The sequence below is a fragment of the Phytopseudomonas dryadis genome, from assembly GCF_004327355.1.
Taxonomy (GTDB): domain Bacteria; phylum Pseudomonadota; class Gammaproteobacteria; order Pseudomonadales; family Pseudomonadaceae; genus Aquipseudomonas; species Aquipseudomonas dryadis.
This window is the reverse complement of sequence record NZ_QJUM01000005.1, coordinates 36,019-60,873: the sequence shown is the minus strand read 5'-3', so window position 1 is coordinate 60,873 and position 24,855 is coordinate 36,019. Positions and strand designations below refer to the sequence as shown.

At 65.4% G+C, this 24,855-nt stretch carries 24 protein-coding genes; 8 read left to right on the top strand and 16 right to left on the bottom strand.

Annotated features, from left to right (window positions below; genetic code table 11):
- Window positions 1-65: 65 nt before the first annotated feature.
- The gene (fliK, locus tag DNK34_RS05615) at window positions 66-1,607 is read left to right on the top strand and encodes a flagellar hook-length control protein FliK (protein ID WP_131173564.1); all 1,542 of its coding nucleotides are present in this window, start codon (window positions 66-68) and stop codon (window positions 1,605-1,607) included.
- On the top strand, window positions 1,604-1,918 hold the full coding sequence (locus DNK34_RS05610; RefSeq protein WP_131173565.1) for an EscU/YscU/HrcU family type III secretion system export apparatus switch protein: 315 nt from the start codon (window positions 1,604-1,606) through the stop codon (window positions 1,916-1,918). The genes fliK and DNK34_RS05610 overlap by 4 nt, the downstream gene beginning before the upstream one ends.
- 76 nt (window positions 1,919-1,994) lie before the next feature.
- Here DNK34_RS05610 and DNK34_RS05605 read toward each other — a convergent pair whose 3' ends face one another.
- From DNK34_RS05605 to flhA, 14 genes are all read right to left on the bottom strand, one after another.
- Window positions 1,995-2,393, bottom strand: a complete 399-nt coding sequence (locus DNK34_RS05605; protein ID WP_131173566.1) for a DUF2802 domain-containing protein — start codon at window positions 2,391-2,393, stop codon at window positions 1,995-1,997.
- 1 nt (window position 2,394) lies between these two features.
- The gene (locus DNK34_RS05600; RefSeq protein ID WP_131173567.1) at window positions 2,395-2,874 is read right to left on the bottom strand and encodes a chemotaxis protein CheW; all 480 of its coding nucleotides are present in this window, start codon (window positions 2,872-2,874) and stop codon (window positions 2,395-2,397) included.
- A 91-nt stretch (window positions 2,875-2,965) separates the two neighbouring features.
- Complete coding sequence (locus DNK34_RS05595; protein ID WP_131173568.1) at window positions 2,966-3,784, bottom strand: CheW domain-containing protein; 819 nt, start codon at window positions 3,782-3,784, stop codon at window positions 2,966-2,968.
- 92 nt (window positions 3,785-3,876) lie between these two features.
- The gene (locus DNK34_RS05590; protein ID WP_131173569.1) at window positions 3,877-4,665 is read right to left on the bottom strand and encodes a ParA family protein; all 789 of its coding nucleotides are present in this window, start codon (window positions 4,663-4,665) and stop codon (window positions 3,877-3,879) included.
- A 52-nt stretch (window positions 4,666-4,717) separates the two neighbouring features.
- On the bottom strand, window positions 4,718-5,593 hold the full coding sequence (gene motD, locus DNK34_RS05585; RefSeq protein WP_131173570.1) for a flagellar motor protein MotD: 876 nt from the start codon (window positions 5,591-5,593) through the stop codon (window positions 4,718-4,720).
- A 12-nt stretch (window positions 5,594-5,605) separates the two neighbouring features.
- A complete protein-coding gene (locus tag DNK34_RS05580) occupies window positions 5,606-6,346 on the bottom strand; it encodes a flagellar motor protein (protein WP_131173571.1) in 741 nt (246 codons plus the stop codon).
- The gene (locus tag DNK34_RS05575; RefSeq protein ID WP_131173572.1) at window positions 6,346-7,455 is read right to left on the bottom strand and encodes a protein-glutamate methylesterase/protein-glutamine glutaminase; all 1,110 of its coding nucleotides are present in this window, start codon (window positions 7,453-7,455) and stop codon (window positions 6,346-6,348) included. The genes DNK34_RS05580 and DNK34_RS05575 overlap by 1 nt, the downstream gene beginning before the upstream one ends.
- Window positions 7,456-7,498: 43 nt before the next feature.
- On the bottom strand, window positions 7,499-9,694 hold the full coding sequence (locus DNK34_RS05570; protein WP_131173573.1) for a chemotaxis protein CheA: 2,196 nt from the start codon (window positions 9,692-9,694) through the stop codon (window positions 7,499-7,501).
- Between the two features lie 11 nt (window positions 9,695-9,705).
- A complete protein-coding gene (locus DNK34_RS05565) occupies window positions 9,706-10,494 on the bottom strand; it encodes a protein phosphatase CheZ (protein WP_131173574.1) in 789 nt (262 codons plus the stop codon).
- A gap of 19 nt (window positions 10,495-10,513) precedes the next feature.
- Complete coding sequence (locus DNK34_RS05560) at window positions 10,514-10,888, bottom strand: chemotaxis response regulator CheY (RefSeq protein ID WP_207390760.1); 375 nt, start codon at window positions 10,886-10,888, stop codon at window positions 10,514-10,516.
- 155 nt (window positions 10,889-11,043) lie between these two features.
- Window positions 11,044-11,787 carry an RNA polymerase sigma factor FliA gene (fliA, locus tag DNK34_RS05555; RefSeq protein ID WP_131173576.1) on the bottom strand — a complete coding sequence of 248 codons (744 nt, stop codon included), beginning with the start codon at window positions 11,785-11,787 and terminating at the stop codon, window positions 11,044-11,046.
- Entirely contained in the window at window positions 11,784-12,614 is an 831-nt protein-coding gene (gene fleN, locus DNK34_RS05550) for a flagellar synthesis regulator FleN (protein WP_165496906.1), read from the bottom strand. The genes fliA and fleN overlap by 4 nt, the downstream gene beginning before the upstream one ends.
- A 102-nt stretch (window positions 12,615-12,716) precedes the next feature.
- Window positions 12,717-14,012, bottom strand: coding sequence for a flagellar biosynthesis GTPase FlhF (gene flhF, locus DNK34_RS05545; RefSeq protein ID WP_131173577.1), 1,296 nt, complete (start codon window positions 14,010-14,012; stop codon window positions 12,717-12,719).
- Window positions 14,013-14,027: 15 nt separating this feature from the next.
- Entirely contained in the window at window positions 14,028-16,136 is a 2,109-nt protein-coding gene (gene flhA / locus DNK34_RS05540; RefSeq protein WP_131173578.1) for a flagellar biosynthesis protein FlhA, read from the bottom strand.
- A 283-nt stretch (window positions 16,137-16,419) separates the two neighbouring features.
- Between flhA and sodC the strand changes: the two genes are divergently transcribed.
- Window positions 16,420-16,941: a superoxide dismutase family protein gene (gene sodC, locus DNK34_RS05535; RefSeq protein ID WP_131173579.1), complete on the top strand. Its 522-nt coding sequence runs from the start codon at window positions 16,420-16,422 to the stop codon at window positions 16,939-16,941.
- Window positions 16,942-17,172: 231 nt separating this feature from the next.
- Here the strand turns inward: sodC and DNK34_RS25380 are convergent, their stop codons facing one another.
- A complete protein-coding gene (locus DNK34_RS25380; protein ID WP_165496907.1) occupies window positions 17,173-17,337 on the bottom strand; it encodes a hypothetical protein in 165 nt (54 codons plus the stop codon).
- A 308-nt stretch (window positions 17,338-17,645) separates the two neighbouring features.
- Here DNK34_RS25380 and phaR point away from each other — a divergent pair, with 308 nt between their 5' ends.
- The gene (gene phaR / locus DNK34_RS05530; RefSeq protein ID WP_131173580.1) at window positions 17,646-18,179 is read left to right on the top strand and encodes a polyhydroxyalkanoate synthesis repressor PhaR; all 534 of its coding nucleotides are present in this window, start codon (window positions 17,646-17,648) and stop codon (window positions 18,177-18,179) included.
- A 162-nt stretch (window positions 18,180-18,341) separates the two neighbouring features.
- On the opposite strand, the gene DNK34_RS05525 is transcribed toward phaR, so the two are convergent.
- The gene (locus DNK34_RS05525; RefSeq protein WP_131173581.1) at window positions 18,342-18,917 is read right to left on the bottom strand and encodes a phasin family protein; all 576 of its coding nucleotides are present in this window, start codon (window positions 18,915-18,917) and stop codon (window positions 18,342-18,344) included.
- Between the two features lie 362 nt (window positions 18,918-19,279).
- Between DNK34_RS05525 and DNK34_RS05520 the strand changes: the two genes are divergently transcribed.
- From DNK34_RS05520 to fabI, 4 genes are read left to right on the top strand one after another with little or no spacing between them, the layout of a single operon-like run.
- Window positions 19,280-21,934, top strand: coding sequence for a DUF3141 domain-containing protein (locus DNK34_RS05520; protein ID WP_131173582.1), 2,655 nt, complete (start codon window positions 19,280-19,282; stop codon window positions 21,932-21,934).
- Window positions 21,931-22,869, top strand: coding sequence for a bifunctional enoyl-CoA hydratase/phosphate acetyltransferase (locus DNK34_RS05515; RefSeq protein ID WP_131173583.1), 939 nt, complete (start codon window positions 21,931-21,933; stop codon window positions 22,867-22,869). Before DNK34_RS05520 ends, DNK34_RS05515 begins: the two co-directional genes overlap by 4 nt.
- Entirely contained in the window at window positions 22,866-24,074 is a 1,209-nt protein-coding gene (locus DNK34_RS05510) for an acetate/propionate family kinase (protein ID WP_131173584.1), read from the top strand. The genes DNK34_RS05515 and DNK34_RS05510 overlap by 4 nt, the downstream gene beginning before the upstream one ends.
- Window positions 24,071-24,853 carry an enoyl-ACP reductase FabI gene (fabI, locus tag DNK34_RS05505; RefSeq protein ID WP_131173585.1) on the top strand — a complete coding sequence of 261 codons (783 nt, stop codon included), beginning with the start codon at window positions 24,071-24,073 and terminating at the stop codon, window positions 24,851-24,853. Before DNK34_RS05510 ends, fabI begins: the two co-directional genes overlap by 4 nt.
- Window positions 24,854-24,855: the final 2 nt, after the last annotated feature.

Sequence of the window (24,855 nt, the reverse complement as noted above, 5' to 3'; positions counted from 1 at the left end):
AGCGCGATTATACATGCCGAATTCGCCTACTCGCAGTGTGCTTTTTCTACAGAGTATGACCCTCGATGAGTGAAATAAGCAGCCCACGTCCTGTCGCCCCCCTGCCGCCGAGCAATCGGCCGCAGCCGGCTGCCAGCGACCTGGCGGTCAAACTGCTGCAACCCCTCGAGGGTTTGCTGGCCAACGGCGAAAGCGCCAGGGCCGAGGTGGTGGCGCTGCGGGAAGCCGCCCAGAGCTTTCAACTGCTGCTCAAGCTGACCCTCGACAATGGCCGCCAGGCCACGCTGCAGGCCAGCAGCAGCCAGCCCCTGGCGCAGGGCACCGCCCTGGCGGTCACGGCGCTGTCCGAGACACGCCTGGCCATCGCCCTGCAAGCCGGTGGCGGCAAACCGCTGACCAGCCTGGATCTCGAACAGCTGCCCGTCGGCACCCTGCTGCAGGGCAAGGTCGTCTCCCGCGAGGCGCTGCCCGCGCAGGCATCGCAGACCGTCTACAAGGTGCTGGTCAACCTGCTCAACACGCCATTGGCCGGCAACAAGCTGGCCCTGGAAACCACCCTCAACCTGCCGCTGGGCAGCCTGCTCAGCGCCCAGGTGCAAGGCAACCAGTCGCTCAACTTCCTGCCGCTGAGCGGGCGTCTCGACCAACTGGCGCTGATCCAGCAACTGAGCGGCCAGCAAAGCCGCCAGGGCTCGCTGGAAGGGTTGTTTTCCGCGCTGCAGGGGCTGGGCAACCAGAGCGGCTTGCCGGATGGCCTGCGCGGCAGCATCGACAAGCTGCTCGGCGCCCTGCCCAATGCCGAACAACTGAGCACCAGCAAGGGGCTTGGCCAGGCCCTGGAAAACAGCGGCCTGTTTCTCGAAAGCAAACTGCTGGGCGGCCAGGCCAATGCCCTGCACGCCGACATGAAAGCCAACCTGCTGCGCCTGGTCAGCCAACTGCTGCCATCGCTACCCGGCTCCGCGCCGCTGGCCGCCACCACGGCCGGCGCCAGCATGACCCAGGCCCTGCCCGCCTTTGCCCGTAACATCCTCGGCAACCTCGGCCAGGCCAGCGGACGGCAGCAGGCCATGAGCTTCCCCCTGCCCTCGCGCCTGCTGCAGGCCATGGACGGTGAATCCGATCTCGAAACCCTGCTGAAACTGGCCGCCGCCGCCATTTCCCGGTTGCAGACCCACCAGTTGTCCAGCCTGGCCCAGAGCCAGGTCGGGCCGGACGGCAACCTGCTGACCACCTGGCAACTGGAGCTGCCGATGCGCAATCAGCAGGAACTGGTGCCGCTGCAGGTGAAGATCCAGCACGACGAGCCCGCGCCAACGGCCAAGCAGGATGCCAAGGAGACCATGTGGCGCATCGACCTGGCCTTCGACCTGGAGCCGCTCGGCCCGCTGCAGATACAGGCGCAACTGGCCCACGGCAGCCTGTCCAGCCAGTTGTGGGCCGAGCGCGCCAGCACCGCCAGCCTGATCGACAAGGAACTGGGCAACCTGCGCGAACGCCTGCTCGCGGCCGGCCTCACCGTGGGCGACCTGGCCTGCAGCCAGGGCACGCCACCGCAAGGCCCGAAAACCTCCCTGGAACAACGCTGGGTCGACGAAACCGCATGAGCCGCCAAGCCCCCCGCCAGGCCATCGCCCTCACCTACGATGGCCAGAACGCGCCCAACCTCAGCGCCAAGGGCGATGACGAACTGGCCGAAGCGATCCTGGCGATCGCCCGCGCCCACGATGTACCGATCTACGAAAATGCCGAGCTGGTGCGCCTGCTGGCACGCCTGGAGCTGGGCGAAGCGATCCCGGAACAGCTCTATCGCTGCATCGCCGAAATCATCGCCTTCGCCTGGTACCTCAAGGGCAAGTACCCGCCGGGCTTCGATCCTCGCGGCAAGCCGAAGGACGAGCCGCTGCTGCTGAATTAGCGGCAAGCTGCAAGCCTCAAGCGGCAAGCAAGCGGTCGTATTACAGAGGAATGGCTTTTGGCTTTTGGCTTGAAGCTTATAGCTTGCTCTTCTGGTGCAGCTTGGCGACCAGCTCGGCCTCGGCCTTGCTCAAGCCGCAGGACTGGGTCAGGTCGTCGACGCTGGCGCCCATCCCCACCAGGCGCGCGGCCTGGGTGAAGGACAGGCTGGAAGGGTCGCGCTGTTCGATCTGGGAAAGCTTGTCCGGCAGCGGCGCCACGGTGCGGCGCAGCTCGTGCAGCTCCTCGCCCATGCGGATGCTGCCGGTCAGGTAGGTGTCCAGGCGCTTGCCCAGTTCCTTGATCCGTTGATCGCGCTGCGCATCGCGCTCGGCCTGCAGTTGGCTGGCCAGACGCAGACGGCCGGCCAGCCACACGCAGGTCGCGACCAGCCCCAGGCACACCAGGGCGAGGACGATCAGCGCGATCTCGAGCACCTCAGATGTTCTCCAGCTCGGACCACTCTTCCTCGCTCATCATCTTGTCCAGCTCGACCAGGATCAGCAGTTCGCCATTCTTGTTGCACACGCCCTGGATGAACTTGGCCGACTCGTCGTTGCCGACGTTGGGCGCGGTTTCCACTTCCGACTGGCGCAGGTAGACCACTTCGGCGACGCTGTCGACGAGGATGCCGACCACCTGCTTGTCGGCTTCGATGATGACGATACGGGTGTTATCGGTGACGTCCGAAGAGTCCAGACCGAAACGCTGGCGCGTATCGATCACCGTCACCACGTTGCCACGCAGGTTGATGATCCCCAGCACGTAGCTCGGCGCCCCCGGCACTGGCGCGATTTCGGTGTAGCGCAGTACCTCCTGCACCTGCATCACGTTGATGCCATAGGTTTCGTTGTCCAGACGGAACGTCACCCACTGCAGGATCGGGTCTTCAGCACCTTGTGCAGAGCTTTTCTTCATGGCCTAGCCTCGTCATTGACCGCTTGCGGCGGTGTGCGGGGATTCCCGCTGTTCAATCGAGCGAACGTGCCGGAGCACGCGCGCCACTCATTCAGTGCAATGGCCTACCGGCCATCCGCCTGGTCGCACCGCTGGCGATCAGTTCGGCCAGCGCGGCCACATCCAGCAGCGCGCACATGTGTTCGATGACCGTGCCCGCCAGCCAGGGGCGCTGCGCGCGCTGGCCGCGCCATTTTATCTCGTCAGGCTCCAGGCGGATCGAACGGCTGACCTGGTGCACCGCCAGTCCCCACTCATAGCCCTGCACGGAAATCACGTATTGCAGGCCCTGGCGAAAATCCTCGCGGTAGCGGTCGGGCATGACCCAGCGCGCCGTGTCGAGCACCTTGAGGTTGCCCGACTGCGACGGCAGTATGCCGAGAAACCAGTCCGGCTGGCCAAACAAAGGCGTCAATTCCTGTCCGGCCAGCGGATAGATCGAGCCCAGGCACACCAGCGGCACGGCCAGCGTCAGGCCGGCGACATCGAACAGCAGGCATTCGAACGGCTCCTGCGCCCACTCGGGCCGCCCGTCGGCAGCGACCGATGGTGCAGGCGGAGCGGGCCTGTGCACCTCGGCGACGGCCTCGACCAGCGCCGGCATGGCGACGGCCTCGACGGCGATTTCCGGCGCGGGTTCGGCCGGGGCCACCGGCACCGGCTCGCTGAGCGCCTGCGGCGCTTGCCCGACCTCGACCGCCAACTGGGCATCGCGGATCTGCTCCTCGCGCACGGCCGCCTCGAACTCGTCGAGCGTGCTGCTCGGGGCCAACTCGAGTTCGAGCTCGACCGCGGCCTCCTGCAGCAGGCCGTCGAGATAGGACTGCAGCGCCAATTGCGGCCGCGTGGCAGTGACGATGGAACGACTCATGAATGCAACCCGCAAAAAAGACCTGTATGGGCTATCGGCCGCAATGACGGCAGACTTGAGCCCCTCGACGCAGAATAACGGGCCATTGCCTGTCAGGCCACCTGGGCGGAGGGCTGTTGTGCCAGCAGGTACTTCAACAACGCCCGATAGGCGATGGTACTGCGGCTGTTATGGTCGAACTGCGACGGTGTGAGCCCCGCCCGGCTGGCATCGCGCAGGCGCGTATCGATCGGGATGTAGGCTGGCCACAGCACCTCGGGATAGCTGCTGCGCAGCGCCCGCAGCGTGGTCATGGAGGCTGCGGTACGACGGTCGAACAGGGTCGGCACGATGGTGTAGGGCAAGGCCTGCTTGCGCGAGCGGTTGATCATGGCCAGGGTACTGACCATGCGCTCCAGGCCCTTGACCGCGAGAAACTCGGTCTGCACCGGAATCACCAGTTGCTGGCTGGCCGCCAGGGCGTTGACCATCAGCACGCCCAGCAACGGCGGGCTGTCGATGATCGCGTGGTCGAAGTCCTGCCACAGCTGCGCCAGGCTCTTGGCGATCACCAGGCCGAGACCGCTCTGTCCGGGCGACTGGCGCTCCAGGGTCGCCAGCGCCGTACTGGAGGGCAGCAGCGAGATGCGCTCGTGACTGGTCGGCAGCAGCAATTGCTGCGGCAAGCCCTGGGGCACGCCGCCCTGATGCAGGAACAGATCGAAGGCGCTGTGCTCCAGGGTATCGGGGTCATGGCCGAAGTAGCTGGTCATCGAACCGTGCGGATCGAGGTCGACCACCACCACACGCTTGCCGGCATCGGCCAGCAGGCCCGCCAGGGCGATGGACGTGGTGGTCTTGCCTACACCACCTTTCTGATTGGCTACAGCCCAAACTCTCATGGTCTTCATCCTCCCGGAGCAGGTCGAACCTGGCCGAGAACGGGCGCCAGCCTCACGGAGCTGGCGACGGGGGATTGACGGCGCCCGCTGGCGGGGCCTGCACTGACGGCGCTGAAGCAGGTTGCGTGCCAGCCCGCCGCAGCGCCGCGTCGGGTTGCGCGTTGGCACTGCCGACTCCGCTGACACTGCGCCGTACATCAAGGTTGCGCGACACCACCAGCACCACCCGGCGATTGCGCGCCCGCCCCTCCACCGTGGCGTTGTCGGCCACCGGCTGGAATTCGCCATAGCCCACCGCGGCCATCCGCGCCGGGTCGACACCCTCCATGGCCAGCATACGCACGATGCTCGCCGCGCGCGCGCTGGACAATTCCCAGTTGGTCGGGAACTGGGCCGTGCTGATCGGCTGATTGTCGGTGAAACCCTCGACGTGCACCGGGTTCTCGTAGGGTGCCAGAATCTTGGCGATGGTCTCGATGATTTCGAATGCCTCGTCGTTGGGCAGCGCATCGCCACTGGGGAACAGCAGCCCCGAACTCAGTTCGATCTCGATCCACAGCTCGTTGCCACGCACCTTGAGCTGGTCGCTCTGCATCAGCCCGCCGAAGGCTTCGCGCACGTTGCCGGCGATCGTGTCGAGGGTCTCGGAGGCGATCTGCTGGTTGCTGTCCTCCTCGTCCACCATGGAACGGTCCGGCTCGGTGGTGCGCGGGCGCTCATCGCCCACCGGGATCGGCTTGATCGAGCGATCGGGTTGATTGAAGACCCCGGTGAGGGTTTCCGAAAGGATCTTGTACTTGCCTTCGTTGATCGAGGAAATCGAGTACATCACCACGAAGAAGGCGAACAGCAAGGTGATGAAATCCGCGTATGACACCAGCCAGCGCTCATGGCTGTCATGCTCCTCAACGCGGCGTCTGCGAGCCATGCTGCCACCCCACTAGTTCATGAAGCCTTGCAGCTTCAGCTCGATGGAGCGCGGGTTCTCACCTTCGCCGATGGACAGGATGCCTTCGAGCAGCATCTCGCGGTAGGTGGACTGGCGCATGGCCACGGACTTGAGCTTGTTGCCGACCGGCAGCAGCAGCAGGTTGGCGAACGCCACGCCATAGATGGTGGCGACGAAGGCCACGGCGATGCCACCGCCCAGCAGGCTCGGGTCGGCCAGGTTGCCCATGACATGGATGAGCCCCATCACCGCGCCGATGATGCCGATGGTCGGCGCGTAACCGCCCATGCTCTCGAACACCTTGGCCGCCTGGATATCGCGGTTTTCCTGGGTGTACAGATCGACCTCGAGAATGCTGCGGATGGCCTCCGGCTCGGCGCCGTCGACCAGCAGTTGCAAGCCCTTGCGCGCGTAGGGATCGGGTTCGGCATCCGCCACCGCCTCGAGCCCCAGCAAACCCTCCTTGCGCGCGGTCATGCTCCAGTTGACCACCCGGTCGATGCCGCCCGGCAGGTCGATCTGCGGCGGAAAGAAGATCCAGCGCAGGATCGTCATGGAACGCTTGAACACGTTGACCGGGGTCTGCAGAAAGGCGGCACCCAGGGTGCCGCCCAGCACGATCAGGGCCGCCGGCCCATTGAGCAGTGCCGAGACATGACCGCCTTCCAGGTAGTTGCCGCCGAGGATGGCGACAAAGGCCAGGATGACACCGATCAGGCTCAGCACATCCATCAGAGGCAGGCCTCGACCAGGTGGCGGCCGATGTCATCGAGCGGGTACACGGCATCGGCCAGGTTGGCCTTGACCACCGCCATGGGCATGCCATAGATCACGCAGCTGGCTTCGTCCTGGGCCCATACCTGGCTGCCGCCCTGCTTGAGCAGGCGCGCGCCTTCACGGCCATCGGCGCCCATGCCGGTGAGCACCACCGCCAGCACCTTGTCGTGGTAGGACTTGGACGCGGAGCCGAAGGTGATGTCGACACAGGGCTTGTAGTTCAGCCGCTCGTCACCCGGCAGGATGCGGATGACGCCGCGCCCGTCGATCATCATCTGCTTGCCGCCAGGCGCCAGGATGGCCAGCCCGGGGCGCAGGATGTCGCCGTCCTCGGCTTCCTTGACGTTGATCTTGCAGAGCTTGTCGAGGCGCTCGGCGAAGGCCTTGGTGAACGCCGCCGGCATGTGCTGGATCAGCACGATGGGCGCGGGAAAGCTGGCCGGCAACTGGGTCAGCACCCGCTGCAGGGCCACGGGCCCGCCAGTCGAGGTGCCAATCGCCACCAGCTTGTAGGCCTTGCGCTTGGGTGCCGGGCTGCTGCCGCTCGATGCCCCGCTGGCGGCCGGCGCTGGCTGGGCGCGTGCCGGAGCGGACGCACCGGCCAGGGGTCGGCTCGGCGCACCGCCGGCAGGCGGCGTCAGGGACGCCGCGCCGAACCCCCGGCGGTTGCTGCGCGAGATGCTGTGCACCTTCTCGCACAACAGTTGCTTGACCTTGTCCGGGTTGCGCGAGATGTCCTCGAAATTCTTCGGCAGGAAATCCACCGCCCCGGCATCCAGCGCATCCAGGGTCACCCGCGCGCCCTCGTGGGTCAGCGAGGAGAACATCAACACCGGGGTCGGGCAGCGCTGCATGATGCTGCGCACCGCGGTGATGCCGTCCATCAACGGCATCTCGTAATCCATGGTGATCACGTCGGGCTTGAGCGCCAGCGCCTGATCGATGGCTTCACGGCCATTGGTGGCGGTGCCGACCACGGTGATGTTGGGGTCGGCCGACAGAATCTCCGAGACCCGGCGACGGAAGAAGCCGGAATCGTCGACCACCAGTACCTTGACAAGCATAAACACTCCTAAACGACCTGGCCCGAGGCCACGCCGCGATCGATCAGATACGCCGCGCGTAACGCTTGAGCATGCTCGGCACATCGAGAATCAGGGCGATGCGGCCATCACCGGTGATCGTCGCGCCCGACATGCCGGGGGTTCCCTGCAGCATCTTGCCCAGCGGCTTGATGACCACTTCTTCCTGGCCGACCAGTTGGTCGACGACGAAGCCGATACGCTGGTTGCCGACGGTCAGGATCACCACATGGCCTTCACCCTGCTCTTCGTGGGCGGCTTTGCGCACCAGCCAGCGCTTGAGGTAGAACAGCGGCAGCGCCTTGTCGCGGACGATGACCACCTCCTGCCCGTCCACCACGTTGGTGCGCGACAGGTCGAGGTGGAAGATCTCGTTGACGTTGACCAGCGGGAAGGCGAAGGCCTGGTTGCCCAGCATCACCATCAGGGTCGGCATGATCGCCAGGGTCAGCGGCACCTTGATGACGATCTTCGAACCCTGGCCCTTCTGCGAGAAGACGTTGACCGTGCCGTTGAGCTGGGAAATCTTGGTTTTCACCACGTCCATGCCGACGCCGCGGCCGGAGACGTCGGAAATCTCGGTCTTGGTCGAGAAGCCCGGGGCGAAGATCAGGTTGTAGCACTCCAGGTCGGTCAGACGATCCGCCGCATCCTTGTCCAGCAGGCCTTTCTCCACGGCCTTGCCACGCAGCACGTCGGCATCCATGCCCTTGCCGTCGTCGGTGATCATCAGCAGGATGTGGTCGCCTTCCTGCTCGGCGGACAGCACCACGCGCCCGGTACGCGACTTGCCGGCGGCTTCGCGCTCCTCGGGGGTTTCCACGCCGTGGTCGACGGCATTGCGCACCAGGTGAACCAGGGGATCGGCCAGGGCCTCGACCAGGTTCTTGTCCAGGTCGGTCTCTTCACCGACCAGCTCCAGGTTGATTTCCTTCTTCAACTGGCGCGCCAGGTCGCGCACCAGGCGGGGGAAGCGGCCGAAGACCTTCTTGATCGGCTGCATGCGCGTCTTCATCACCGCGGTCTGCAGATCGGCGGTGACCACGTCGAGGTTGGACACGGCCTTGGACATGGCCTCGTCGCCACTGTTCAGGCCCAGGCGTACCAGGCGGTTACGCACCAGCACCAGTTCGCCGACCATGTTCATGATCTCGTCCAGGCGCGCGGTATCGACCCGCACGGTGGTTTCCGCTTCGCTGGCCGGCGCGTTCGCCGCCGGCGTATGCGCGGCCTTGGCCGGCTCGGCTTTCGCCGCGGGAGCGGCCGGCGCCTTGGCCGGCGCCGCAGGCTTCGCCGCCGCTGGCGGCTGTGCCGCCTTGGCTACGGGCTCCGCCGCCTTGATCGCAGTGGGTTCGACGAACTTGCCTTTGCCATGCAACTGATCGAGCAACGCTTCGAATTCATCGTCGCTGATTTCATCGCTGGAGGAATCCGGTGCGGCAGGCGCGCTATCGGCGGCGGGTGTTGCCGCTGCGGCAGGCGCGGCGGCGAACTGCCCCTTGCCATGCAACTGATCGAGCAGCGCCTCGAACTCGTCGTCGGTGATTTCGTCGCCGCCAGTGGCAGGCGGGGCACTGGCCGGCGCCTCGGCGGCGCTCAGCGCCGCAGGCGCGAACTGCCCCTTGCCATGCAACTGGTCGAGCAGCGACTCGAACTCGTCGTCGCTGATCTCGTCCGCCGAAGTGCCGGCAGCCGCCACCGGCTCGTCGTCCAGGGCCTCGAGAAGTTGCTCGAACTCGCTGTCGGTGATGTCGCCCGCAGGCGCTGCGGCGGCCTGCTCTTGAACCGGCGCGACCGGCGCTGCAGGCGGAGCCGCTGCCGGTGCGGCGGAAGCCGGCTCGGCCAGACGCGCCAGGGCGGCCAGCAGTTCGGGCGTGGCCGGCGTCGGTTCGACCCGCTCGCGCACCTCGGCGAACATGCCATTGACCGCGTCCAGCGCCTCGAGCACGACATCCATCAGTTCGGCGTCGACCCGCCGCTCGCCCTTGCGCAGAATGTCGAACACGTTCTCGGCGATGTGGCAGCACTCCACCAGCTCATTGAGTTGCAGGAAACCTGCCCCCCCTTTGACGGTGTGGAATCCCCGGAAAATCGCATTGAGCAGGTTCATGTCATCCGGACGACTTTCCAGCTCAACCAACTGCTCGGACAATTGCTCGAGAATCTCGCCGGCCTCTACCAGGAAATCCTGGAGGATTTCTTCATCGGCGCCGAAGCTCATATGACGTGCTCCTAAAATCCTAAGCTGGACAACAAATCGTCGACATCATCCTGACTGGATGCGACGTCATCACGCTTATCGGCATGAATCTGCGGACCTTCACCATGAGAAGGCTGTTTTTGTTTGTTCTGCTCGGCGCGCAACACCTCGTGGTCGTGCTCGATACCGGCGAAACGATCCACCTGGCTGGCCATGAGCACCAGCTTGAGCAGATTGCTTTCCACCTCGGTGACCAGTTGCGTGACCCGCTTGATCACCTGCCCGGTCAGATCCTGATAGTCCTGAGCGAGCATGATGTCGTTGAGGTAGCCGGACAGCTTGCTGCTGTCGCGCTGGCTGCGCGCCAGGAACAGTTCGAGACGCTTGGCCAGTTCGCGAAAGCCGTCGGCGCCCATTTCACGGCGCATGAAACGGCCCCACTCGCCACTCAGCTCTTCGGCCTCGCTGCTCAAGTCGTTGACCAGCGGCGCGCTCTGCTCGACCAGATCCATGGTGCGGTTGGCCGCACGCTCGGTCATGGTCACCACATAGTTGAGGCGCTCGGTCGCATCGGCGATCTGCGACACTTCCTTGGCATGCGGTACCCGCGGATCCAACTGGAAATTGACGATGGCATTGTGCAATTCGCGCGTCAGCTTGCCGACTTCGTGGTAGAGACCCCGGTCGCGCGCCTTGTTGAGTTCGTTGATCAGCTGTACCGCTTCGCCAAAATTGCCTTGTTCAAGGCTATCCACCAACTGACGAGCGTTGGTTTTCAGGGTCGACTCGAGGTCGGACCCTGCAGAATCATCATGTTCCATAACAACCTCGCGGCAGACATCAGCCGTTGACCCGCTCGAAGATCTTCTCAATCTTTTCTTTAAGCACCTGGGCGGTGAACGGCTTGACCACATAACCGTTCACGCCAGCTTGGGCGGCCTCGATGATCTGATCGCGCTTGGCTTCCGCCGTCACCATCAACACCGGCATATGCTTCAAGCGCTCGTCCGCACGCACGGCACGCAGCAGGTCGATCCCACTCATGCCCGGCATGTTCCAGTCGGTCACGAGAAAGTCGAAGCTGCCGCTGTGCAGCATCGGCAATGCCGTGGTGCCGTCATCGGCTTCCGCGGTATTGGTGAATCCCAAATCGCGCAGAAGGTTCTTGATGATCCGGCGCATCGTCGAAAAATCATCGACGATGAGGATTTTCATGTTCTTGTCCAAGTCGACCTCCGTACAGTCCTAAAACGCCCTCAGCATTCTGGAGCGCTCTCAATCGCGAAACCGGCCTGGCGGAACGCCGCAAAACTATTGCGCCTGGCTTTGCTGCGTTCACTACTCTGTTTCCAGCGCCCTACTTCAACTACCTAAGCGCGCCATTCCACCAACCGCGCACGCAAACGCGCGGCACACTGGCTATGCAACTGGCTGACCCGCGACTCACTGACTCCCAGCACCTCGCCGATTTCCTTGAGGTTCAACTCCTCGTCGTAATACAACGACAACACCAGCCGCTCACGCTCCGGCAGGTTGGTAATGGCATCGGCCAGCGCCGCCTGGAAACGGGTGTCTTCCAGCTCGTGCGCAGGTCCGTGATGCAGGGAACTCGTGTCTTCCTGCAGCCCCCCCGTTTCGCCGTCCTGCAACAGATCGTCGAAACTGAACAGGCGGCTGCCCAAAGTGTCGCCAAGAATGCCGTAGTAATCCTCGAGACTCAATTGGAGTTCGGCCGCAACCTCCTGATCTTTAGCGTCGCGCCCGGTTCTGGCCTCGATTTTTCTGATGGCGTCACTGACCATGCGGCTGTTGCGGTGCACCGAGCGTGGCGCCCAGTCGCCCTTGCGCACCTCGTCGAGCATGGAGCCGCGAATGCGGATGCCGGCGAAGGTCTCGAAGCTGGCGCCCTTGCCAGCGTCGTATTTCTTCGATGCCTCGAGCAGACCGATCATGCCGGCCTGGATCAGATCGTCCACCTGGATATTGGCGGGCAAGCGCGCCAGCAGGTGGTAGGCGATACGCTTGACCAGCGGCGCGTAGCGTTCGATCAACTGGTGCTGTGAATCTCGTGCCTGTGCCTTGCTGTACATACGGAGTCCAGAGGCTGCTGTCATACAGCCGTGTCTGCGATCGGTTGTTGCACCAGGCGTTCGACGAAAAACTCCAGATGGCCCCGCGGGTTGGCCGGGAGCGGCCATGCATCGACCTTCTGGGCAATCGCCTTGAACGCCAGCGCGCACTTCGAGCGAGGAAACGCTTCATATACCGCACGCTGTTTCTGTACGGCCTTGCGCACCGACTCGTCATAGGGCACCGCACCCACGTACTGCAGCGCGACGTCCAGGAAACGATCGGTCACCTTGGTGAGCTTAGCAAACAGGTTGCGTCCCTCCTGCGGGCTGTGCGCCATATTGGCCAGAACCCGGAAACGGTTCATGCCATGGTCGCGGTTGAGCAATTTGATCAGCGCGTAGGCGTCGGTGATAGAGGTCGGTTCGTCGCACACCACCACCAGCACTTCCTGGGCGGCGCGCACGAAGCTGACCACCGAGTCGCCGATACCGGCGGCGGTGTCGACGATCAGCACATCGAGGTTGTCGCTGATATCGCTGAACGCCTGGATCAGGCCGGCGTGCTGCATGGGCGTGAGCTGCACCATGCTCTGGGTGCCGGAGGCGGCCGGGACGATACGGATACCCCCCGGCCCCTGCAGCACGACATCGCGCAAGTCGCACTCGCCACTGATGACGTCGGCCAGGGTACGCTTGGCGGTCAGGCCGAGCAGCACGTCGACGTTGGCCAGACCGAGGTCGGCGTCCATCAGCATGACGCGCCGGCCGAGATCGGCCAGCGCCAGCGACAGATTCACCGACACATTGGTCTTGCCGACGCCACCCTTGCCGCCGGTCACCGCGATCACCTGTACGGGATGCATACCCATGTTATTTCGATACCTTGTCTAACTTCGCCTTGGAGCCACGTGGCGGATTGTGCGCCGCTGCGCCATTGCACAGCCAGCCTTTCGCCACACCTGGGTGTCTCATCATCCCGCGCATCGCGCTGGGTCCTGATAAAGCCCGGCAAACATGTCGGCCATCGTGTCCTCGCTCGGCTCTTCCGGGGACTGCAGGCCCACGGCGCGACTGACCAGCTGGTGACTGCGCGGTACATGCACATCATCCGGAATCCGCGGCCCGTCTGCCAGATAGGCTACCGGTAGACGGTGGCTGATAGCCAGCCCCAATACTTCGCCCAGACTGGTGGCCTCGTCCAGTTTACTCAGAATACAGCCCGCCAGCCCGCATCGTTTATAGCTGTGATAGGCCGCCTTGAGCACCTGACTCTGGCTGGTGGCGGCCAGCACCAGGTAATTACGCGCCTTGATCCCGCGGCTGGCCAGGGTTTCCAGCTGCATGCGCAGGGCCGGGTCGTTGGCCGGCAGGCCGGCGGTGTCGATCAGCACCACGCGCTTGCGCGCCAGAGGCGCCAGCGCCTGGGTCAGGGACTGGCCCGGATCGACCAGGGTCACCGGCACATCGAGAATGCGCCCGAGCGTCCTGAGTTGCTCCTGGGCGCCAATACGGTAGCTGTCCATGCTCACCAGGGCGATGTGCTGGGCGCCGTACTTGAGCACGTAGCGCGCCGCCAGCTTGGCCAGGGTGGTGGTCTTGCCCATGCCGGCGGGGCCGACCAGGGCGATCACGCCGCCCTCTTCCATCGGCTCCTGCTTGGGCGTCTGGATCGAATGGGCCAGGTGCGCCAGCAGCATGCGCCAGGCCTGACGCGGCTCGGCAATGGCGGCCACGCGCTCGAGCAGCGGGCGCGCCAGTTCGGCAGGCAGGCCCATGCGCTGCAGGCGGCGCCACAGGGTAGCCTGCTGTGGGCGACGAGCCTGCAGCTGGCCCCAAGCCATGGAACCCATCTGCATTTCGATCAGCTCACGCAAGCCATGCAATTCGGAGCGCATGGATTCCAGGGCAGACTGGTCGACCGAAGCCGAGGCCGGTTTCTTCTGCTGGCGCTCGAGCACGGCATCCAGGCTGTCGGCCGGTACTTCGGCGAACAGTTGGCGATCCTTGCCGGCATCGAGCTGGGCGCGGGTGGTCAGTTCGGCCTGGGCCGAAGCGATGCGCGACTGGGTCTTGCGCAGCTCGGCTTCCAGGGCCGGATTGGGCTGGCGCGCCGGCGCCGGCGGCAGCTGATAATCGAGCGCGGCCGTCAATTCCACGCCACCGGCCACACGGCGGTTGCCGATGATCGAGGCGTCGGCGCCCAGCTCATCGCGAACCAGCTTCATGGCTTGGCGCATATCGGCGGCGAAAAAGCGTTTGACCTGCATGGCCTGTACCCTCGATCAGTTCTGCCCCACCGTCGCAACGATGGTGACCTGCTTGTTGTCCGGAATTTCCTGGTACGCCAGCACATGCATGCTCGGTACGGCCAGCCGCGCGAATCGCGACAGCATTCCCCGAACCGGACCGGCCACCAGCAGTATCACCGGCTTGCCGAGCATTTCCTGACGCTGCGCTGCTTCCACCAGGGAACGTTGCAGCTTCTCGGCCATGCCAGGCTCCAGGAGGATGCCATCCTCGGAGCCTTGCCCGGCCTTCTGCAGACTATTGAGCAATATCTGTTCCAACCTTGGCTCGAGGGTGATCACAGGCAGCTCCGGCTCTAGTCCCACGATGCTTTGCACGATTGCGCGGGCCAGCGCCACCCGTACCGCGGCGACCATGGCGGCGGGATCTTGACTCCGCGGCGCGACGTTGGCGATGGCCTCGGCGATGGTGCGGATATCGCGTACCGGCACCTGTTCCTGCAGCAGCGCCTGCAACACCTTGAGCAGGGTCGACAGCGAAATCAGCCCGGGCACCAGTTCTTCGGCCAGTTTCGGCGAGCTTTTCGCCAGCACTTGCATCAGTTGCTGGACTTCCTCGTGCCCCAGCAACTCGTGGGCGTGCTTGTGCAGGATCTGGTTGAGGTGGGTGGCCACCACGGTACTGGCGTCCACCACGGTGTAGCCCAGCGACTGCGCCTGATCGCGCTGGCCCGGATCGATCCACACCGCTTCCAGACCGAACGCCGGATCTTTGGCGGCGAGTCCGTTGAGGGTGCCGAACACCTGCCCCGGGTTGATCGCCAGTTCGCGATCCGGATATACCTCGGCTTCGGCCACGCTGACGCCCATCAGCGTCAGGCGGTAGGCGCTGGGCTGCAGGTCCAGGTTGTCGCGGATATGCACCGACGGCATCAGAAAGCCCATTTCCTGGGACAGCTTCTTGCGCACGCCCTTGATCCTGGCCAGCAGTTGCCCGCCCTGGTTGCGGTCGACCAGCGGGATCAGGCGGTAGCCGACTTCCAGGCCGACCATGTCCACCGGCATGACGTCATCCCAGCCCAGCTCCTTGACTTCCTGGGCGCGCTGGGCGGGGAGCAGTTCCTGCTGACGCTGAACCTCCTGAATCTCGACTTCCTTGACCTTGCGCTGCTTGTTGGCGATCCAGTACGCCGCGCCCGCGGCGATCAGGCCCAGGCCAACGAAAGGCATATGCGGCATGCCGGGCACCAGGCCCATGGCGATCATGATCGCCGCCGCGACGGCCAGCGCGCGCGGCGAGGCGAACATCTGCCGGTTGACCTGGGCGCCCATGTCTTCGGAGCTGGACACCCGGGTGACCATGATCGCCGCCGCCGTGGACAGCAGCAGCGACGGGATCTGTGCCACCAGACCGTCACCGATGGTCAGCAACGAGTAGATGCGCCCCGCCTCGCTGAACGGCAGGCCGTGCTGCAGCATGCCGATGCCAATGCCGCCGAGCAGGGTGACGAACATGATCAGCAGACCGGCGATGGCATCGCCGCGCACGAACTTGCTGGCACCGTCCATCGAACCGTAGAAATCCGCTTCCTGGGCCACCTCGACACGGCGCTTCTTGGCTTCCACCTGGTCGATCAGGCCGGAGTTGAGGTCGGCGTCGATGGCCATCTGCTTGCCGGGCATGGCATCCAGGGTGAAACGCGCACTGACCTCGGAAATCCGTCCGGCGCCCTTGGTCACCACCACGAAGTTGATGATGATGAGGATGGCGAACACCACGATACCGACGACGTAGTTACCGCCGACCACCACCTCGCCGAACGCCTTGATCACCTGCCCGGCCGCTCCCGCGCCGTCCTGTCCGTGCAGCAGCACCACCCGCGTGGAGGCCACGTTCAGCGCCAGGCGCAGCAAGGTGGCCGCCAGCAGGATGGTCGGGAATACGGCGAAATCCAGCGGCCGCAACGCATAGATCGCCACCAGCAGGACGACGATCGACAAGGCGATATTGAAGGTGAACAGCACGTCGAGCAGGAACGGCGGAACCGGCAGCATGACCATGCCGAGCATGACCAGCAGCAGCAGCGGGATACCGAGATTGCCGTCGCGCAACCCGGACAGGTTGCTGCGTACGTTGCCAATCATTTGCGAGCGGTCTACTGCCACGTGGTTACCCCGGCTGATTCAATCTTTTGACGCCCATGACGTCGCTATGCCGGTGTTTGCAAAAAGCTTTCCAGTTTTGCCAAAGCGTCGAAATTACTCGCCCGAGCGCCCGTGACAGGCATTCGCAGCCCCCAGCCGCGCAGGGCTCGTGGCGACGGACGAGCATGACCAGGAAAAACAGCGAACCTCACGCACGCCAGCCAGTCCCACCCCATAGGGCCTTGCTGCGCCCCTCTTTTCCCCCTATTCCAAGGAGTCACCAATGAAACGATGGATGATCGCCGCTCTGGCCGGCTGCTGCGCCGCCAGCCTGCAGGCCGCCGACCTGTCGGTCGAACTCAACGCCGTGAGCGCCGAAGGCCAGGGCGCCTCGGTCGGCAAGGTGGTTATCAGCCAGAGCCCCTACGGCGTGGTGTTCAGCCCCGAGCTGCACGACCTCGAGCCGGGCGTGCATGGCTTCCACGTACACAGCAAGCCCAGTTGCGATCCGGCGCCCAAGGATGGCCAGCCCTCGGCTGCCGAAGCCGCTGGCGGCCATTGGGACCCACAGAACACCGGCAAGCACGGCCTGCCCTGGGGCGAGGGCCACCTCGGCGACCTGCCCGCCCTGCTGGTCACCGCCGACGGCAAGGCCAACCAGCCGGTACTGGCTCCCCGCATCAAGAACGTAGACGAGCTCAAGGGCCTGTCGCTGATGGTGCACGCCGGTGGCGACAACCATGCCGACCATCCCGAGCCGCTGGGCGGCGGCGGTGCGCGCGTGGCCTGTGGCGTCATCAAGTAACGCCACCAGGGCCTGTTGACGTTTCAGCGCAAGCCGCGTCGTGCTCGCCAATCGCCGCGGCTCCCGCCGGATTGCGGCAAGTCTGGGTCAGGTAGGAGCCCCGCCCCCGGGGCGATGCGCCAGCAGCCATTGCGCGCAGGCAAGGGCTTTCGGCACTTGGCGTCACAGCGACTCGAGGTCATGCAGAGAGAGCCGGGCCTGGGCGGTCCCCATCGCCCGGAACTCATCGCCTCAACCCAGCACCAGGTAGAGCTTGTAGCCGATGGTGGCGAACATCACGCCAATCCCCGCGGCGATCATCAGGACCCCGTAATCGAATTCCCGGCGGCTGTAGCCTGTTACCAGCAACAGGAATCCCAGGCCGATCAAACCAATCATGACTTCGAGTTGTTGCATCGGGTTACGCCTTCATCAAGGGGGTGGTTTTCGCGTGTTTCGCTGCGAGGGAAGGAACCGGCACGGCGCGAACGCATACTCGCCGAGGAGATCCCGCGCACGCTGGAAGCCTACATCAAGCGCGACAGAACCGAACATGGGAGCGGCCATAAGCTGCAAGGCGGATGGCCGCCCCCTGCGAGCGGCAGGTCGAAAGCGCTTCAGGCATAACGCCCTATGCTTCTGACTTGAAGCTTGCGGCTGCTACTGGCAGCCACGCCTCTGGGGTAAGATAGCCGCGACTCCAGGCTATTCACGAGACACGTCACATGCCAGAGAACAGCCGGAACACTCCCCGTCTGATCAAGAAATACGCCAATCGCCGCCTGTACGATACCCATACCAGCAGCCATCTGACGCTGAGCGATATCCGCCAGTTGGTGATCGATGAAATCCCCTTTCAGGTGGTCGACGCCAAGAGTGGCGAAGACCTGACCCGCAGCATCCTGATGCAGATCATCCAGGAAGCGGAAAGCGACGGCGAACCGATTTTCTCCAGCGACATGCTCAAGGGCATCATCCGTTTCTACGGTCCCTTCCAGGGCATGCTCGGCAGCTACCTGGAAAAGAGCATCCAGACCGTCATCGACGTGCAGACCCAGACCGGCGTGCAGTCCTCCCAGGCCTGGAGCGAGTTCATGCACAAACAGGTGCCGGTGATGCAGGAACTGATGAACCAGTACGTCGATCAGTCGAAGCAGCTTTACCTCAACACCCAGAACCTGTTCGGTCTGTTCGGCACGCCGCCGTCCGCCAGGCCCGACGGCGACGACGGGCGCAAAAAGGACGACGACGGACACTAAGCCCGCCGGCAGGAGCGGACATAAGCTTCAAGCCACAAGCTGCAAGCAAGAGCCTGAAGCGCCCCGAGTTGCTTTTAACTTGCAGCTTGCAGCTTGCGACTGCTGTTGCCTCGATGTCGTCATCCACGCCGAAACAGACCTACCCGAGCAAGCCACAGCCTGTCAGGCCTGCTTGCGCGAACCGCCCGCCGCCTTGCCGGCTTCACGAGTCGCCTGACCGGCAGCGGAAGCGGCTGCGGCAATACCGTTCTCGGCGATTTCCGCCGCCTGCTTCGCCGCCTTCTGCGCGCTTTCGTAGACGCTGCCGGCGCTTTCCAGCGCCGACTTGAGCACGGCCACCGCCGGCTCGGCCCCGGTCGGTGCGTTCTTGGCGATCACCTCCACCAGTTCCTGGACCTGCTTGGCGCCCGTCTCTATCTGGCGCTCGGCGAGCTTGGCGATTTCCGACTGGGTACCGGAAATCAGTTCGTACACCTGGCGATTGAATTCCATCAGGCGTTCGGCCTGGGCGGTGGGCTGGGCGAAGGAGGCCTGCAGCTCGGCGAAAGCCTGTGGGTCGCGGGCCGAGAGCAGCTTGCGGAAGCTGTCGAAGTGATCGTCGCTCGAGGCGCGCAGCGTCTTGAACTGCAATTGGCTGAGCTGCTCGACGCCCTCGAATACCTTGCTGCTGATCTGTTGCAACAGGTCGAGGTTGGCTTTCTGGGTGCTGTGCAGTTTTTCCGTATCGAACAAGGACATGGTTGGGTCTCCAGGTAACGGGATGGCCCGGCAAAGGGCCTGACTCCACCTCCAGGACAGCCCGTGCGCACTGCCGGCTCAGGTGCCGTAGGCGCTGCAGCCTGTGTGTCTCGACCGTGCACCCGAAGGAGGAACGATGCGCGCGAGCCAGCACTTGTCGCGAACCCGACGCGCCACTGGATTGTTGCGCTGCAAAAAACCCTTTGCAAGCGTTTTTTGCAGCGCACAAAAAAGCTTTGCCTGAGCGCCGGGCATTGGCTATAAGGAATCATTCGCCACAACCGGCGAAGCATGGGCCGGCCTGAGCGAGCAGTCTGGATCAGGCAAGCGGCTCGTTGACCTGCCAGCGACGGGAGACGGTCATGAGTCAGGAAAGTTTTTTTGCAAAGCAGGAAGACCATTACGCGTCGTACCAGGGCCTGCTCAGGCACATGGGCGAACTGCAGCGCCTGCATGTGCAGATCCTCCTGGATGCCTTGCGCCAGCGCCAGGAACATATCCTCGCGCCCATTCGCGCCGGCCAGTTGCGCCAGCCCAGCGCCAGCGATTGCTGGGAATACCTGGTCGATTTCGGCCAGCGCAGCCTGCTGTTCCTCGACACCCTGCGCCAGCGCGGCGACAACACCCTGGCCCACGAGCGTGCGGGATACCCACTGCTGCTCAAGTTCGACCACGAGGTGCTGATCGACGGCCACGACTTGCCCCACCCGGCCAACTACTCCCTGCTGCGGATACTCCCGGGCCCCAACCAGCCGAGCGACGACAGCCGCCAGCCGGTGATCATCGTCGACCCGCGTGGCGGCCACGGCGCCGGCATCGGTGGCTTCAAGGAGGACTCGGAGATCGGGGAAAGCCTGAGGGCCGGGCACCCCACCTATTTCATCGCCTTCAGCCACTTCCCCGCGCCGGGACAGACACTGGCCGATATCGCCGAAGCCGAAGCCCATTTCATCGAGGCGGTTCGCGCCCGCCACCCCGACACCGGCAAACCGGTGATCATCGGCAACTGCCAGGCCGGCTGGGCGCTGATGGGGCTGGCCGCCGCCCGCCCGGAACTGCCGGGCCTGGTGATCATCAACGGCGCGCCGCTGTCGTACTGGGCCGGGGTCAATGGCAGCAACCCGATGCGTTACGCCGGCGGCCTGCTCGGCGGCAGCTGGATGACGCGCCTGGGCAGCGACCTGGGCAACGGCCGTTTCGACGGCGCCTGGCTGGTCAGCAACTTCGAGAGCCTGAACCCGGCCAACACCCACTGGAGCAAGTACTACAACCTGTTCAGCCAGGTCGACAGCGAGGCGCCGCGCTTTCTCGACTTCGAACGCTGGTGGGGTAGCCCGACGCTGCTCAACAGCGAGGAGATCGAGGCCATCGTCGACGACCTGTTCATCGGCAACCGCCTGGCGGGCGGCTTCGGGCGCAAGAGCAGCGCAATCGACCTGAAGCGCATCGAAGCGCCGGTGGTGGTGTTCTGTTCCTATGGCGACAACATCACGCCGCCGCAGCAGGCGCTGAACTGGATCGTCGACGTCTACCCCAGCGACCTGGCCCTGCGCAGCGCCGGACGTACCATCGTCTACCTGCGCCATGCCAGCATCGGCCACCTGGGCATCTTCGTCTCGGGCAAGGTGGCCCGCCGCGAGCACCGCGAGTTGCTGGGCGCCATCGACAGCATCGGCGCGCTACCGGCCGGCCTGTACGAACTGGTGATCGATGACTTGCCGGAAACCGCCGAAGACGGGCAGACCTATCAGGTGCATTTCGAACGCCGACGCATCGCCGATATCCTCAGCCATGACCAGGACGGGCGCGACGACGAGCGTGAATTCGCCCTGGTCGACCGCCTCTCGGAACTCAACAGCACCCTCTACGACTGGTTCGTGCGTCCGACGATGCGCCAGCTGATCAACGAACCCACGGCCGAGGTCATCCGCAAGGCGCATCCCTTCCACCAGCAACAGGTGCTCTGGAGCAGCCTGAACCCGGCGCTCTGGTGGCTGGCCGGCACCGCCGGGCAGGTGCGCGGCAACCGGCGGCCGGTGGCCGCGGACAACCCGCTGCTGACCTGGCAGGCGCTGTTCTCCCACCTCGTCGAAGCGCAGTTGGACGGCTACCGCGACCTGCGCGATGCGCTCCAGGAACTGTGCTTCCACGGTTTCTATGGCGGCCTGAGCACGCTCACCGGTGGGCAAAAACCACAGAATCCGCAGAAACGCGCCAGCGTGCAGGATCAAGCGCTGATCGCGCGCCTGCACGATGCCCTGCCGCATGGCGGCCAGCTGGAAGCCCTGGCGCGCATCCTGTTCCTGCTCGGCAGCACCAGCCAGAGCATCAGCAAGGAGCGGATCGAGCGCCTCGCCCAGCACGGTCGCCAACTCGTGCAGCAGTTCGCCCTCGACCCCATCGCCCTGCGCGACAGCGTTCGCCTGCAGGGCCTGCTGGTGTTTGCCCACGCCGCGGAAAGCCTGAGCAGCCTGCCGCTGTTGCTGCGCACGGCGAGCGAACGCCAGCAGGTGCTGGACGCCGTCATCCAGTTGGTGCCGGAACTGCACACCGCCGAGGGCGCCGTGGGCGACTTATGGCGCGAACTGCACCGCCTGCTCGAACGCCCCCTGCCCGGCTTCGTCCTGACCCCCGACGAGCCGGCCGCGACGGACGCGGCAGCCGCTGCCAAGCCTACTGCGCCAGCCGACGCAACTGCGCCGGCCGCTGCCGACAGCGTACGCGCCAGGGCAGCCAGCCGGGCCGCCGCGCCGGCGCGCCGCGCCAGCTCGCCGGGCAAAACGACGAAGGCGGCCGACTCCGGCAAAGCGCCGGGCAAAACCGCCGGCAAGCCAGCGCCCGCGACGGCCAGGACAGGCCCAGGCAAGGCCGCCACGGGCAAGGCGACGGCCGAGGCCAGCACGCCACTGGATGGCGAACCGGCCGCCGGGGCGCCTGCGGCCAAGCCCGCCCCAAACGCAGCCGCCGCGCGCAAGCGCAAGCGCCCGGCCAACGACCCAGCCGGTTCAAGCGAATGAGCCAGGATCATTATCAGGATCTGCTGCGGCGTTGCGACCGTCTCGCCCCGGTGCCCACCGCCGTGGTTCACCCCTGCTCGGCCGGCGCCTTGAGCGGTGCGCTGGAGGCCGCGGACGCCGGGCTGATCGCACCGATCCTGATCGGCCCGCGGCACAGGATCGAGAGCACCGCGGCGGCGGCCGGCCTGGCTATCGCCCAATGGCCGCTGGAATCCGTGGAACACAGCCATGCCGCCGCCGCGCGTGGGGTCGAACTGGTGCGCGCCGGCCGTGCCGAACTGCTGATGAAAGGCAGCCTGCACAGCGATGAGCTGCTGCAGGCGGTGACCGCCCGCGACAGCGGCCTGCGCACGGAGCGGCGCCTCAGCCACCTGTACGCGATGAACGTGCCCAGCTACCACAAACCGCTGTTCGTCACCGACGCGGCGGTGAACATCTTCCCCAGCCTGGACGACAAGGCCGATATCTGCCGCAACGCCATCGACCTGCTGCACGTGCTAGGCGTCGAGCGGCCGAAGCTGGCGCTGCTGTCGGCGGTGGAGACGGTCACCGCCAAATTGCCCTCGACCCTGGAGGCCGCCGCGCTGGTGGTGATGGCGCGGCGCGGGCAGATCCAGGGCGGCCTGCTCGACGGCCCCCTGGCCTTCGACAACGCGATCAACGCCGAAGCGGCGCGGCTCAAGGGTATCCAGTCCGAGGTCGCCGGCGATCCGGACATCCTCCTCGCCCCGGATCTGGAGGCCGGCAATATCCTCGCCAAGCAACTGATCTACCTGGCCGGCGCCGAGGCCGCCGGTATCGTCCTCGGCGCCCGCGTGCCGATCATTCTCACCAGCCGCGCCGACAGCGTCCGCGCGCGCATCGCCAGTTGCGCCCTCGGCGTGCTGCTGGCCGAGGCCCGGCGCACAGCACTGGCCGTGGAGGCGCTGGCATGAATGCGCCACGGGACGCACTGATCCTCACCGTCAACGCCGGTTCGTCGAGCCTCAAGATCGGCCTGTTCACCGGCCGACGCGGCGAGGCCGAACCGGCGCTGCTGGCCCGCGGCAAGCTGGACGGTATCGGCGTGCAACCACGCCTCAGGCTCACCCGGGCCGACGGCAGCAACATCCACGACAGCGCCTTCGACGCCCAGCAGGTGGGCGATATGCCGGCGGCGTTCCGGCAGCTCTACCAGGCCCTCGGCGAATACCTGGGAGACCGGCGCCCGACGCTGATCGGCCATCGCGTGGTGCATGGCGGCGCGGACTTCAGCGCGCCCCTGCGCATCGATGCCGCAGTGCTGGCCCGCCTGCGCGAGCTGGAACCCCTGGCGCCGCTGCATCAACCGCACAACCTGGCGGCGATCCAGGTGGTGCTCGACAGCCAGCCGGAGCTGCCTCAGGTCGCCTGCTTCGATACCGCGTTCCATGCCGGGCGCAGCCTGCTCAGCCAACTCTTCGGCCTGCCTTATGCCCTGTATGAACAGGGTATCCGCCGCTACGGTTTCCATGGCCTGTCGTTCGAATACATCAGCCAGTACCTGCAACAGCGGCACCCGGAACTGGCCGCCGGCAAGCTGGTGATCGCCCACCTGGGCAACGGCTCCAGCCTGTGCGCCGTCGATGGCGGCAGGAGCGTCGAGGTGACCACTTCATTCAGCGCCCTGGACGGCCTGCCCATGGGCAGCCGCTGCGGCGCCCTGGACCCCGGTGTGCTGCTGCACCTGCTGGCACGCGGCGAGGATGCCCGCAGCCTGGAACACATGCTCTACCACCAATCGGGCCTGCTCGGCATTTCCGGGGTCGGCAGCGACATGCGCAGCCTGCGCGCCAGCAGCGCGCCGCGCGCGCGGCTGGCCATCGATTATTATGCCTACCGCATCGCCCAGGAAATCGGCCGCCTGGCCGTCAGCCTAGGCGGCCTGGACACCCTGGTGTTCACCGCCGGCATCGGCGAGAAGGATGCCGAACTGCGTCACCAGGTGGTCACGCACCTGGCCCCGCTGTTCGGCCTGCGCCTGGACGCAGCGGCCAACGGCCGGCATGCCGAGCGCATCTCCAGCCGCGACAGCGCCCGGCCGATACTGGTGGTCGCCACCGACGAGGAAAGCATGATTGCCCGCCATACCTGGCGCCTGTACCAGGAGTCCGTGCCATGAGTTTCACGCCACAGCGCCTGTCCCTGGCTGGCAAACGCGGCCTGGTGGTGGGCATCGCCAACCAGCACTCCATCGCCTGGGGCTGCGCCCGGGCGCTGCATGCCATGGGCGCCGAACTGGCCATCACCTGGCTCAACGACAAGGCGCGCAGACACGTGGAGCCACTGGCCGACCAGCTCCAGGCCGGCCTGAAACGGCCCCTGGACATCACCCGGCCCGGCGAGCTGGAGGCGTTGTTCGAGGACATCGAACAACGCTGGGGGCGCCTCGACTTTCTCGTCCACTCCCTCGCCAGCGCGCCCAAGGATGACCTGCGCGGCCGCTTGCTGGACAGTTCCAGCGCAGGCTTCCTGCAGGCCATGGACATTTCCTGCCACTCCTTCATCCGCATGGCGCGCTTGGCCGAACCGCTGATGGAGCGCGGCGGCACCCTGCTGACCATGAGCTACCACGGCGCCCAGGAAGTGATCGATGGCTACGCGCTGATGGGGCCGGTCAAGGCCGCCCTGGAAGCCGGCGTCCGCTACCTGGCCGACGAGCTGGGCCCCCGCGGCATCCGCGTCCATGCGATTTCCCCCGGCCCCATGCCGACCCGCGCCGCATCCGGGCTGAAGGACTTCGACAACCTGCTCGAGCGGGCCGCGACCCGCTCGCCGTTGCGCCGCCTGGCCAGCCTCGAGGACGTGGGCGCGCTCTGCGCCTGGCTGGTCAGCGATGCCGCGTGCGGCCAGACCGGCAGCGTCCATTTCGTCGATGGCGGGCTCAATATCATCGGCTGAAA

Bases quoted from the DNA above. Each gene is read 5' to 3' on its own strand.
- fliA (WP_131173576.1), bottom strand. From the start codon at position 11,787: ATGACAGCAGCCTCTGGACTCCGTATGTACAGCAAGGCACAGGCACGA.
- DNK34_RS05525 (WP_131173581.1), bottom strand. From the start codon at position 18,917: ATGTCCTTGTTCGATACGGAAAAACTGCACAGCACCCAGAAAGCCAAC.
- flhF (WP_131173577.1), bottom strand. From the start codon at position 14,012: ATGCAGGTCAAACGCTTTTTCGCCGCCGATATGCGCCAAGCCATGAAG.
- DNK34_RS05515 (WP_131173583.1), top strand. From the start codon at position 21,931: ATGAGCCAGGATCATTATCAGGATCTGCTGCGGCGTTGCGACCGTCTC.
- DNK34_RS05595 (WP_131173568.1), bottom strand. From the start codon at position 3,784: ATGAGTCGTTCCATCGTCACTGCCACGCGGCCGCAATTGGCGCTGCAG.
- DNK34_RS05520 (WP_131173582.1), top strand. From the start codon at position 19,280: ATGAGTCAGGAAAGTTTTTTTGCAAAGCAGGAAGACCATTACGCGTCG.
- fabI (WP_131173585.1), top strand. From the start codon at position 24,071: ATGAGTTTCACGCCACAGCGCCTGTCCCTGGCTGGCAAACGCGGCCTG.
- DNK34_RS05570 (WP_131173573.1), bottom strand. From the start codon at position 9,694: ATGAGCTTCGGCGCCGATGAAGAAATCCTCCAGGATTTCCTGGTAGAG.
- flhA (WP_131173578.1), bottom strand. From the start codon at position 16,136: ATGATTGGCAACGTACGCAGCAACCTGTCCGGGTTGCGCGACGGCAAT.
- fliK (WP_131173564.1), top strand. From the start codon at position 66: ATGAGTGAAATAAGCAGCCCACGTCCTGTCGCCCCCCTGCCGCCGAGC.
- fleN (WP_165496906.1), bottom strand. From the start codon at position 12,614: ATGGGTATGCATCCCGTACAGGTGATCGCGGTGACCGGCGGCAAGGGT.
- DNK34_RS05565 (WP_131173574.1), bottom strand. From the start codon at position 10,494: ATGGAACATGATGATTCTGCAGGGTCCGACCTCGAGTCGACCCTGAAA.
- DNK34_RS05560 (WP_207390760.1), bottom strand. From the start codon at position 10,888: ATGAAAATCCTCATCGTCGATGATTTTTCGACGATGCGCCGGATCATC.
- DNK34_RS05590 (WP_131173569.1), bottom strand. From the start codon at position 4,665: ATGAGAGTTTGGGCTGTAGCCAATCAGAAAGGTGGTGTAGGCAAGACC.
- DNK34_RS05610 (WP_131173565.1), top strand. From the start codon at position 1,604: ATGAGCCGCCAAGCCCCCCGCCAGGCCATCGCCCTCACCTACGATGGC.
- DNK34_RS05575 (WP_131173572.1), bottom strand. From the start codon at position 7,455: ATGCTTGTCAAGGTACTGGTGGTCGACGATTCCGGCTTCTTCCGTCGC.
- sodC (WP_131173579.1), top strand. From the start codon at position 16,420: ATGAAACGATGGATGATCGCCGCTCTGGCCGGCTGCTGCGCCGCCAGC.
- motD (WP_131173570.1), bottom strand. From the start codon at position 5,593: ATGGCTCGCAGACGCCGCGTTGAGGAGCATGACAGCCATGAGCGCTGG.
- DNK34_RS05580 (WP_131173571.1), bottom strand. From the start codon at position 6,346: ATGGATGTGCTGAGCCTGATCGGTGTCATCCTGGCCTTTGTCGCCATC.
- DNK34_RS05510 (WP_131173584.1), top strand. From the start codon at position 22,866: ATGAATGCGCCACGGGACGCACTGATCCTCACCGTCAACGCCGGTTCG.
- phaR (WP_131173580.1), top strand. From the start codon at position 17,646: ATGCCAGAGAACAGCCGGAACACTCCCCGTCTGATCAAGAAATACGCC.
- DNK34_RS25380 (WP_165496907.1), bottom strand. From the start codon at position 17,337: ATGCAACAACTCGAAGTCATGATTGGTTTGATCGGCCTGGGATTCCTG.
- DNK34_RS05600 (WP_131173567.1), bottom strand. From the start codon at position 2,874: ATGAAGAAAAGCTCTGCACAAGGTGCTGAAGACCCGATCCTGCAGTGG.